The sequence below is a fragment of the Frankia sp. CcWB3 genome, from assembly GCF_977927595.1.
Genome location: NZ_CDWRCK010000098.1, coordinates 1 through 10608, shown reverse-complemented (window position 1 = coordinate 10608; position 10608 = coordinate 1). Strand labels below are relative to the sequence as shown.

Sequence of the window (10608 nt, the reverse complement as noted above, 5' to 3'; positions counted from 1 at the left end):
CAGTGATGCAACTGGCGACGTAGGTTCAGGTCGAGCAGGCCCACCACCCTGCCTTGGTGCTCGGCGAGGTAGACGTGTTGGCGGCTGTCGTTCGCGATTTCCGCCAGCAGCTCGACCACCTGCGCGGTTGAGTGGTGGTAGCCGATTTGGTGCAGCAGCCGCACCACCTCGGGGCGTCGTCGATATCGGCGGTCCGGATACCGACCTCGAGGTGCGCGGGCCGCGGAGCAGGTGCGCCCGTGTCGGCGGGCGCCGGGTTCGGCGATGCGGCCAGCAAGTGCGACAGGTCGTCGGCATTACCGGCCGCGGCCAGCCGCTGGCACGGCGCGGGATCAGCAATGAGCACGGGTGGTGCGCCCTGCGCGGTAGCGACGTACGCGTGGGCTTCGGTAAGCACGACCAGCGGACCGGCAAGGTCGTGGACGTGGACGGTGTCGCGATGCAACCCGTCGTAGGCGGCTAGGCTGCCGTCGGCGACCCGGCAAAGATCGACGGCTGTGCTCTCGGAGACGCGGATCCGGGCGAAGCGACCGAAATGTCCATAGTCACCCAGCTCCGCCTGCGTCCGCGGACTGGCCATCGCCACGACCCGGCTACCGGTCGGGGACAGCTCGCGGCCGTCGAGCCACGCCCCGTCGCCGACCACCGCCCACCACCGGCTGCCCGTGGTGTGTTCCACGACAAGACCGGCGAGCGGGAGGCAGTCGCGCACCAGGCCGATCGCGGTGGCGTACGGCGTGAGGCCGGCGTTGTACGTGAGGCCGGTGTTGTAGTCGAGGCTGCCGTCGGGGAGGCCCATCGCTATCCACGGTTGCCCGTTCGCCGGCTCCGACCCCACCAGGCCGTGCTCTTCGCCCACAATCGGTAGCCCCAGGGTGCTCAGGTGGGTCAGTGCGGCGTCTTCGGTGGCGTGGTTGGCGGCGGCGAGTGCGGCAACCCGCAGAAACCGCTCAGCGAGCGGAGCGGAGTCGTCCCCCCACGCCTGCTGTCGGACCGACCACCCTTCTAGGCGGTGATCGAAACCGAGCCTACGCGCAAGCTCGGTACCGACCGAACCGGACACGACGAGCGTGGTGCACCTCAGTAAAGCGGCCTGCCGGTCCAGAGCCCTCACGAGTGTCTCGGCGACGCCGGCCGGCGTCTCGGGAGCGATCACGAGTGCCTCAAGGCGCGCCGCGGAGGGCAGTCGGGTCCAGCAGGAAGAAGCATCGAGGACCGCGGCCCCAAGCAGCCGGTCCGCGTCCTCGGCGAGGAGGACCCGCCACCTGGGCTGGGTGAGCAATCCGCGGAGCCACCCGCTGTCGAGGCGAGGGCGGGGCTGTGTGCCGAGTAGGTCGTGGCCGGTGGCAAGCAAGCCGGCCAGGCGATCGATGTCGCCGTCAGTCGCTGTCCGAAGAGAAGCAGACACCAGGGTTTCCTTCCGATCCTCACCAAGCTCGTCAGCAGGTCGTCGATGTAGTACTCGCGGACGACTCGGTGCGCGGGCGCACCCGGCATGTCCAGCACAATGCTCGCGCGGCTTGTCCGGACAACTGCGCCGCCCGGAACGCGCAAGGCTGCCTGGGTGAACATTGCAAACAGTTGTTCCTAACGAACCTGTTCCTCACGAACCACCCGGCGTAGCCACACCGCGAGCAGCTCGACAGCACCGACGGCGGCGGCCTGACCGGGCCCGCGCCGACGTCGTGTGGCGGGTGGGTGCAAGCGCCTGTCGCCGGCGTACAAGCCCTCGCCGTTTACCGTGCCTACACTTTGGGATCACACTCGATTCGACCGGTGAGGTTCGGCAGCACCGCCCACAGCCCCCTGGAGGCCAGCGATGTTGGTGCCTTTCGGTGCACGTGATTTCCTTGATCGAGCGGTCGCGGTGTACGGCAGACGTGTCGGTGTCGTGGATGAACCGGACCAGCCCGCCCAGCCGTGGCCGGACCTGACCTACTCTCGCCTGGGTGAGACCGCCCGTGCGCAGGCGGCGGGCCTGGACGCCTTAGGCGTGGGCCACGGTGAGCGCGTCGCGATCGTGTCGCACAACAGCGCCCGCCTGCTCGCGTCGTTCTTCGGTGTCAGCGGGTACGGCCGGGTGCTCGTCCCGGTGAACTTCCGTCTCTCGCCGGAGGAGGTCAGCTACATCGTCGAGCACTCCGGCTCCGATGTACTGCTCATCGACCCCGAGCTGGAGGAGAAGCTCTCCGGCGTGACCGCGAGGCAGAAGTTCGTGCTGGGCGCCGAGAGCGACGCCGAATTCTACCGCTTCGACACCGAGCCCACGCCGTGGGAGCCGGACGAGAACGCCACCGCCACGATCAACTACACCAGCGGCACGACCGCGCGGCCCAAGGGCGTGCAGATCACCCACCGCAACATCTGGGTCAACGCGGTCACCTTCGCGCTGCACGCCGGTGTCACCGACCGCGACGTCTACCTGCACACGCTGCCGATGTTCCACGCCAATGGCTGGGGCATGCCGTTCGGCATGACCGGTCTCGGCGTCCAGCAGGTGGTGCTGCGCAAGATCGACGGCCCGGAGATCCTGCGCCGCGTGGAGCAGCACGGCGTCACCGTGATGTGCGCCGCGCCGGCTGTGGTCAACGCCGTGCTCGACGCCGTCCGGGACTGGGACGGCGAGGTCCCCGGCCGCGACCGCGTGCGGGTCATCTGCGCGGGTGCTCCGCCGCCCACCAAGACGATCCAACGGGTCGAGGAGGAGCTCGGCTGGGAGTTCATCCAGATCTACGGCCTCACCGAGACCTCGCCGCTGCTCACGATCAACCGTTCCCGCGTGGAGTGGGACGACCTGCCGCCCGAGGATCGCGCGGGCAAGCTCGTCCGTGCGGGTGCGTCCGCTCTGGGCGTCACGCTCAAGCTCTCGGACTCCGGTGAGGTGCTGGCCCGCTCCAACGTGGTCCTGGCGGGCTACTGGGAGCGGCCGGAGGAGTCGGCCAGGGCCCTGGCGGGCGGCTGGTTCCACACCGGTGACGGCGGCGTGATCGACGACGAGGGCCACCTGACGATCAGTGACCGCAAGAAGGACGTGATCATTACCGGCGGTGAGAACGTCTCGTCGATCGAGGTCGAGGACTGCCTGTTCAGCCACCCGGCGGTGGCCGAGGTCGCGGTGATCGGCGTGCCCGACGAGAAGTGGGGTGAGACGATCAAGGCGCTGGTCGTGCTCGCCGAGGGCCGGACGGCGACCGAGGCGGAGCTGATCAAGCACTGCAAGGAGCGGCTCGCCGGCTACAAGGCACCCACCTCGGTGGAGTTCCGCGACCAGCTTGCCCGCACCGCCACCGGCAAGCTGCAGAAGTTCAAGCTGCGCGCCCCGTACTGGGAGGGCCACGAGCGCCAGGTCAACTGATCCGACCGGAAGCGAACCCGGCCATGGGACGAAGGCGGACGGCGCCCGAGGCACTGCGCCGACGGATCCGGTACCTTACCTGCACCTTACATAAGGTGACGAATGTGGCGCGCATGGTGAGCGCGAATCGGATGCCCGGCGTGGGGGACTGTGATAAAACCTAGATGCACAATCCAAGATTATCGGATGGGCTAATATCGGGCTACCGGGCGATTCCTGTGATCGGGCGGTCGCGACCTGTGGAGACCCTTGGTAGGGAGTGCGGGGGCCGCGCTGACGGATGACGAAGCCTCGGTTCCGCGTCGATGTCCCTGTCCGCTGGGTGTTCGTCCGTTCATCGAGATTCGGCCTGTGAGAGATGTGGGGTAGTCGTGTCGCTGCGTTCGCGCCGGTCGTGTCTGGCCGTTCCCGGCTCGTCGCCGAAGATGCTGGGCAAGGCCCAGGGGTTGCCGGCCGATCAGGTGTTTTGTGACCTGGAGGACTCGGTGGCTCCCGGCGCGAAGGAGTCAGCGCGGGCGAACGTGGTCGCGGCGCTGAACGAGGGCGCCTGGGCGGGGAAGACCCGGGTGGTGCGGGTCAACGACCTGACCACGCGCTGGACCTACCGCGACGTGATCGAGGTGGTGGAGGGCGCGGGGGCGAACCTGGACTGCGTGATGCTGCCTAAGGTGCAGTCGGCGGAGCAGGTGGCGTGGCTGGACCTGCTGCTCACCCAGATCGAGAAGGTCATGGGGCTCGAGGTGGGCCGGATCGGGATCGAGGCGCAGATCGAGAATGCGCTGGGGCTGTCGAACGTCAAGGAGATCGCGTTCGCGAGCCCGCGGATCGAGACGATCATCTTCGGCCCGGCGGATTTCATGGCGTCGGTGAACATGCCGTCGCTGGTGGTGGGGGCGCTCAGTCCGGACTATCCGGGTGACCCATTTCACTATGTGCTGTTCAAGATTCTCGAGGCCGCGCGCGCCCGCGGGGTGCAGGCGATCGACGGGCCGTTTCTGCAGATCCGTGATGTGGACGGGTTCCGGGCGGTGGCGGGCAGGTCCGCGGCGCTCGGGTTCGACGGCAAGTGGGTGCTGCACCCAGGCCAGATTGAGGCGGCCAACGAGATCTACGCGCCCCGGCAGGCCGACTACGACCATGCCGAGCTGATCCTGGAGGCCTATGCCTGGCACACCTCGGCCGCGGGCGGTCTGACCGGTGCGGTGATGCTCGGCGACGAGATGATCGACGAGGCGAGCCGGAAGATGGCCGAGGTCGTCGCGGGCAAGGGCCGCGCCGCGGGGATGCAGCGTACGGTGAAGTTCGAACCACCGGTCGGCTGAATCCGCCCGAGTCGGGGCGGATCGGCGCGCCCGGCGCGTGGCCATGATGAAATCATCCCGCTGCCTGAGTGCGTTTCTGCTCTCCCCTCAGGCATCGGGGGCAGCGACAGGAGCGGAACATGGGCAGGATCGCGCAGACCGACGGTCTGACCGATGTGCAGCGGGACATCCTTGCGGCGGTACGGACCTTCGTCGACAAGGAGATTCTTCCCCATGCGAACGACCTCGAGCATCGGGATGAGTATCCCGAGGACATCATCGAGGCGATGAAGGAGATGGGCCTGTTCGGCATCACCATCCCGGAGGAGTACGGCGGGCTCGGCGAGTCCCTGCTGACCTACGCGCTCGTCGTGGAGGAGATCGCCCGCGGCTGGATGAGTGTCTCCGGGGTCATCAACACCCACTTCATCGTCGCCTACCTGATCCTCCAGCACGGCTCGGAGGAGCAGAAACGGCGGCTGCTCCCGGTCATGGCCACCGGCGAGCTCCGCGGGGCGTTCTCGATGAGCGAACCGGGCTGCGGCTCCGACGTTTCCGCGATCACCACCCGGGCCGACCGGGACGGCGACGACTACGTGCTCAACGGCCAGAAGATGTGGCTGACGAACGGCGCCCGCGCCGGCGTCGTCGCCACCCTGGTCAAGACCGACGAGGGCGCCCAGTCGGTCTACCGGAACATGACGACGTTTCTCCTGGAGAAGGAACCCGGGTTCCGGACACACGGCGGGATCACCATCCCGGGAAAGCTGGAGAAACTCGGGTACAAGGGGGTCGAGACCACCGAGATGGTGCTGGTCGACCATCGGGTGCCCGCGTCGGCGATCCTCGGCGGCGAGGACGGCCGGGGCCAGGGTTTCTACCAGATGATGGACGGCGTGGAGGTCGGCCGGGTCAACGTCGCCGCGCGGGCCTGCGGGATTATGATCCGGGCGTTTGAGCTGGGCATCGCCTACGCTCAGCAGCGGCGGACGTTCGGTCGGCCTATCGCGGAGCATCAGGCCATCGCGTTCAAGCTCGCCGAGATGGCGACCAAGGTGGAGGCCGGGCATCTGATGATGGTCAGCGCCGCCCGCAGGAAGGACGACGGGCAGCGCAACGACGTCGAGGCCGGGATGGCCAAGTACCTTGCCAGCGAGTACTGCCACGAGGTGACGACCGAGGCTTTCCGGATCCACGGCGGCTACGGCTACTCCAAGGAGTACGAGATCGAGCGCCTGTACCGGGAGGCCCCCTTCATGCTCATCGGAGAGGGGACCTCCGAGGTACAGAAGCGCATCATCAGCCGGGCATTGCTGAAGGAGTACCAGCTTCCGGGCTGAGGGGACGTAATGAAGTAACAAATACGCGATCGAGAGCATCATCGCAGGTCACAGGCCTGTGGAGGGTTCGAAACGCGCAAGTTATTTCATTTCGACTCCTGAGGGGCCGGTGCGTCCCTGACGAGTTGAGTGTGCCGCGATCAGGCGAGGGAGTTCCAGATGCAGTTCGGGCGTCACTTCGAGGAGTTCGAGGTCGGTGCGGTTTACAAGCACTGGCCGGGCAAGACGGTCACCGAGTACGACGACCATCTCTTCTGCCTGCTCACGATGAACCATCATCCGCTGCACCTGGACTCCCATTTCGCCGAGGAGACCACCCAGTTCAAACGGAACGTCGTCGTCGGGAACTACGTTTACTCCCTGCTGCTGGGAATGTCGGTGGCCGACGTGTCCGGGAAGGCGATCGCCAACCTGGAGGTCGAGTCGCTACGGCACGTGAAGCCGGTGTTCCACGGTGACACGATCTACGGCGAGTCCACCGTCCTCGACAAGGTCGAGTCGAAGAGCAAGGACGACCGCGGGATCGTCACCGTCGAAACCCGCGGTTACAACCAGGACGGCGTCCTCGTCTGCATCTACCGCCGCAAGGTCATGGTGCCCAAGCGGGCCTACGGCGAGGCGCGCGGCGGCGAGCAGCCTGGCCGGCCGGAACCCCGGACGGAAGGCTGAGATGGCGGGCGCGGGCCGAGCGGAGACAAAGCGGGACCGTCCGTGGATCATCCGCACCTATGCCGGGCATTCGAGCCCGGCCGAGAGTAACGCGCTGTATCGGCGCAATCTGGCCAAGGGGCAGACCGGGCTGTCGGTGGCGTTCGATCTGCCCACGCAGACGGGCTACGACCCGGATCACGCCCTTGCCCGTGGCGAGGTGGGCAGGGTAGGGGTGCCGATCGCGCATCTCGGTGACATGCGGCGGTTGTTCGACGGGATTCCGCTGGCGCGGATGAACACGTCGATGACGATCAACGCCACCGCGATGTGGCTGCTGGCGTTGTACCAGGTGGTCGCGGAGGAGCAGGGGGCCGATCCGGCGGAGCTGGCCGGGACGACCCAGAACGACATCATCAAGGAGTATCTGTCGCGGGGGACCTATGTCTTCCCGCCGGGCCCGTCGCTGCGCCTGATCACCGACCTGATCGCCTACACGGTGGCCGAGCTGCCCCGCTGGAACCCGATCAACATCTGCAGTTATCACCTGCAGGAGGCCGGGGCCACGCCGGTTCAGGAACTGGCCTATTCGATGTGCACGGCGATCGCGGTGCTCGATGCCGTGGCCGCCGCGCGGGGGATCCCGGTAGGCCGGGCGGGCGCGGACCGCGGGGAGCTGGAGCCGGCGGATGCGGAGTGGATGGGTGAGGTGTGTGGTCGGATCTCCTTCTTCGTCAACGCCGGAGAGCGTTTCGTGGAGGAGATGTGCAAGATGCGGGCGTTCACGGTGTTGTGGGATGAGCTGCTGACCTCCCGGTACGGGGTTCGGGAGCCGGCGCAGCGCCGGTTCCGGTACGGGGTGCAGGTCAACTCGCTGGGGCTGACCGAGGCCCAGCCGGAGAACAACATCATCCGGATTGTGCTGGAGGCGCTGGCGGTGACGCTGTCGAAGGACGCGCGGTGTCGGGCGTTGCAGCTGCCAGCCTGGAACGAGGCGCTGGGCCTGCCCCGGCCGTGGGATCAGCAGTGGTCGCTGCGCATTCAGCAGATCCTCGCTCATGAGACCGATCTGCTGGAGTATGACGATCTGTTCGCCGGTTCGGTCGTGGTGGAGAAGCGGGTCGATCAGCTTGTGGCCGCGGCCAGGGCGGAGATCGACCGGGTTCAGGAGATGGGGGGCGCCGTCGCCGCGGTCGAGAGCGGCTATATGAAGTCGCAGCTGGTGACGTCCCAGGCGGCGCGGCGGGCTCGCATCGAGAGCGGTGAGGACGTTGTCGTCGGGGTGAACCGGTTCACCGAGACCGAGCCGAATCCGCTGCTCGCCGATCTTTCCGCCGCGATCCAGACGGTCGATCCGGCGCTGGAGGAGGCGACCCGCGCGGAGCTGGCGGCTTGGCGGGCCGGCCGCGACGACCGGGCGGTGACGGAGGCGCTGCTCGGCCTGCGGGCGGCGGCCGGGACGGACGCGAACCTGGTTCCCGCCACGCTGGCCTGCGCCCGGGCCGGGGTCACGACGGGGGAATGGGGGGACACGCTGCGGGAGGTGTTCGGGGAGTACCGGGCACCGACGGGGGTCGGCGAGGCCACCGTCGCCGGTGGTGGCGGGGCCGCCCTCGACGAGCTGCGGGCCCGGGTGGCGCGCACGGGGTCCGAGCTGGGCCGTCCGGTGAAGATGCTGGTCGGTAAGCCCGGCCTCGACGGGCATTCCAACGGCGCCGAGCAGATCGCGCTGCGGGCCCGTGACGCCGGTTTCGAGGTCGTCTACCAGGGGATCCGGCTGACGCCGGCGCAGATCGTGGCCGGGGCTGTCGAGGAGGACGTGCACGTCGTCGGGCTGTCGGTGCTCTCCGGTTCCCATCTCGACCTGGTGCCCCAGGTGCTGACGGGGCTGCGGGCGGCCGGGGCGGGTGAGATCCCCGTCATCGTGGGCGGCATCATCCCCGCGGCGGACGCGGACGAGCTCTCCCGACTCGGGGTGGCCGCGGTGTTCACGCCCAAGGACTACGAGCTCACCGCCATCATCCGGGGCATCCTCGACGTCGTACGGGCCGCCAACAAGCTCGATCAGTGAGCTTGACAGCGAGCTCGATCAGTGAGGTGGCCGTGACGGTTGGGGATGGTACCCGGGTGGGCTCGTCAATCGAGTCGGTGACCGAACTCGTCACCGCCGCCGTCGCGGGGAACCGCCGCGCGGTGGCGAGGCTCATCTCCATGGTCGAGGACGGCTCGCCGCACCTGCAGCGGATCGAGCAGCTGCTGATGCCCCGCACCGGGGGCGCGCAGGTGATCGGCCTCACCGGGGCGCCGGGGGTCGGCAAGTCCACCTCCACCTCCGCGCTGGTGGGCGCCTACCGGGCCGCGGGCCGGCGGGTCGGCGTGCTGGCCGTCGATCCCTCGTCCCCGTTCACCGGCGGCGCGCTGCTCGGCGACCGGATCCGGATGGTCGAGCACGCCACCGATCCGGGCGTCTTCATCCGCTCGCTGGCGACGCGCGGAAGTCTCGGCGGCCTGTCGACCGCCACGCCCCAGGCCCTGCGGGTTCTCGACGCCGTCGGGTTCGACGTCGTCCTGATCGAGACCGTCGGAGTGGGACAGGCCGAGGTGGACATTGCCGCCCTGGCGGACACCACGCTCGTCCTGGTCGCCCCGGGGATGGGGGACGGCGTCCAGGCTGCCAAGGCGGGCGTTCTGGAGATCGCCGACGTGCTGGTGGTCAACAAGGCCGACCGGCCGGGTGCGGACCGGACGGTCAACGAGCTCACCGCCATGCTCCGGATGGGCGGTGCCGGCCGCGGGGAGGACGACCGGCGTCCGCAGGTCGTGCGGACGGTCGCCGCCACCGGGCAGGGGGTGGCCGAGCTCGTCGAATCGATCGAGGCCCATCGGGACTGGCTGCTGCGCACGGGGCAGTTGCAGCGCCGGCGGCGTCGGCGCGCGGTCGACGAGATCTCGCGGATCGCCTTCGCCCGGCTGCGGGAGCGGATCGGGGACCTGCGGTCCGGAGCCGCGATCGACCAGTTCGCCGGCGAGGTCGTCGCCGGCGGACTCGACCCCCACACCGCGGCTGATCGTCTCCTCGACGAGGCACTCGCCGCCCAGGCCGCCGCTGGCCTGGCCGCCGGTCACACCGGGGCGGTGAAACCAACCAGGTAACCGCGGTCGTGGCAGCAGCGGCAGGGGTCGATCACCAGCACGGTCCGAACCCGGCCGGCCCGGAATCCCGCCACATGGGACACCGTGCGGCACCGACCGTGGCAGGTCGGGCAAATGGTGTTCGGCTTGGCGTCCACGTGGCGGTACCTTCCCGCGATGACGGGACATAACCTCTGAACGCATCTCTACCTCTGGGCACGTGTCTGTACCTCTGGGCGCGTCTGCGCGCGGTGTCGGGCGGGTTCACGTTCTCGGGTCGAAGGCCGAGACGGCGGCCAGCTGCTCGAACAGCGCGCGTTCCCGGGCGGTCAGGGCCGGCGGCACCGCCACGCACACCTCGGCGTGCAGGTCGCCGGGTGGGCCGGTGGGGTTGGGTAGGCCGGCGCCGCGTAGGCGCAGTCGCCGGCCGCTGGACGATCCTGCCGGGACGCGCACCTTGATCTCACCGCCGGGGGTGGTGACCGGGACCCGGGCGCCCAGGGCGGCCTCCCAGGGGGTGACCGGCAACGGGACGTGGATGTTTCGTCCGGACAGCCGGTAACGTGGATGCGGCGCGATCTTCACGTGTAGGTAGAGGTCGCCGGGCTGGCCGTGCCTGCTGCCGCGGCTGCCTTGGCCGGTCAGCCGGATGCGCTGGCCGTCGACCACCCCCCGCGGGATGGTGACCTGGTAGCTGCGTGGGCTGCCGCCGGGGCCGGCGAGGGTGATCTGACGCCGCCCGCCCCGGTAGGCCTCCTCGACGGTCAGCTCGAGCTCGGCTTCCTGATCGGCGCCGGGGATCGGCCCGGTCACGCCGCGGGCCCCGAACAGG

At 68.9% G+C, this 10608-nt stretch carries 8 protein-coding genes; 6 read left to right on the top strand and 2 right to left on the bottom strand.

Features of this window, described 5'->3' with window-relative positions; genetic code table 11:
• Window positions 1–25: 25 nt before the first annotated feature.
• Window positions 26–1408, bottom strand: coding sequence for an inositol monophosphatase family protein (locus tag ACY5KJ_RS09815; protein WP_462203228.1), 1383 nt, complete (start codon window positions 1406–1408; stop codon window positions 26–28).
• Between the two features lie 411 nt (window positions 1409–1819).
• Here ACY5KJ_RS09815 and ACY5KJ_RS09810 point away from each other — a divergent pair, with 411 nt between their 5' ends.
• From ACY5KJ_RS09810 to meaB, 6 genes are all read left to right on the top strand, one after another.
• Complete coding sequence (locus ACY5KJ_RS09810) at window positions 1820–3355, top strand: AMP-binding protein (RefSeq protein WP_462188322.1); 1536 nt, start codon at window positions 1820–1822, stop codon at window positions 3353–3355.
• Window positions 3356–3726: 371 nt separating this feature from the next.
• Window positions 3727–4677 (top strand): HpcH/HpaI aldolase/citrate lyase family protein, encoded by a 951-nt coding sequence (locus tag ACY5KJ_RS09805; RefSeq protein ID WP_462188323.1) that lies wholly within the window; start codon window positions 3727–3729, stop codon window positions 4675–4677.
• Window positions 4678–4796: 119 nt separating this feature from the next.
• Complete coding sequence (locus ACY5KJ_RS09800; protein ID WP_462188324.1) at window positions 4797–5996, top strand: acyl-CoA dehydrogenase family protein; 1200 nt, start codon at window positions 4797–4799, stop codon at window positions 5994–5996.
• A gap of 159 nt (window positions 5997–6155) precedes the next feature.
• A complete protein-coding gene (locus ACY5KJ_RS09795; protein WP_462188325.1) occupies window positions 6156–6665 on the top strand; it encodes a MaoC family dehydratase in 510 nt (169 codons plus the stop codon).
• A 1-nt stretch (window position 6666) separates the two neighbouring features.
• A complete protein-coding gene (locus ACY5KJ_RS09790; protein ID WP_462203227.1) occupies window positions 6667–8715 on the top strand; it encodes a protein meaA in 2049 nt (682 codons plus the stop codon).
• Window positions 8716–8747: 32 nt separating this feature from the next.
• On the top strand, window positions 8748–9797 hold the full coding sequence (gene meaB / locus ACY5KJ_RS09785) for a methylmalonyl Co-A mutase-associated GTPase MeaB (RefSeq protein WP_462203226.1): 1050 nt from the start codon (window positions 8748–8750) through the stop codon (window positions 9795–9797).
• A 243-nt stretch (window positions 9798–10040) separates the two neighbouring features.
• Here the strand turns inward: meaB and ACY5KJ_RS09780 are convergent.
• On the bottom strand, window positions 10041–10608 hold a 568-nt coding region (locus ACY5KJ_RS09780; protein WP_462203225.1), incomplete at its 5' end, for a J domain-containing protein.

Excerpts from the sequence above, each read along its gene's own strand:
- ACY5KJ_RS09800 (WP_462188324.1), top strand. The coding sequence starts at position 4,797 with ATGGGCAGGATCGCGCAGACCGACGGTCTGACCGATGTGCAGCGGGAC.
- ACY5KJ_RS09795 (WP_462188325.1), top strand. The coding sequence starts at position 6,156 with ATGCAGTTCGGGCGTCACTTCGAGGAGTTCGAGGTCGGTGCGGTTTAC.
- ACY5KJ_RS09810 (WP_462188322.1), top strand. The coding sequence starts at position 1,820 with ATGTTGGTGCCTTTCGGTGCACGTGATTTCCTTGATCGAGCGGTCGCG.
- ACY5KJ_RS09790 (WP_462203227.1), top strand. The coding sequence starts at position 6,667 with ATGGCGGGCGCGGGCCGAGCGGAGACAAAGCGGGACCGTCCGTGGATC.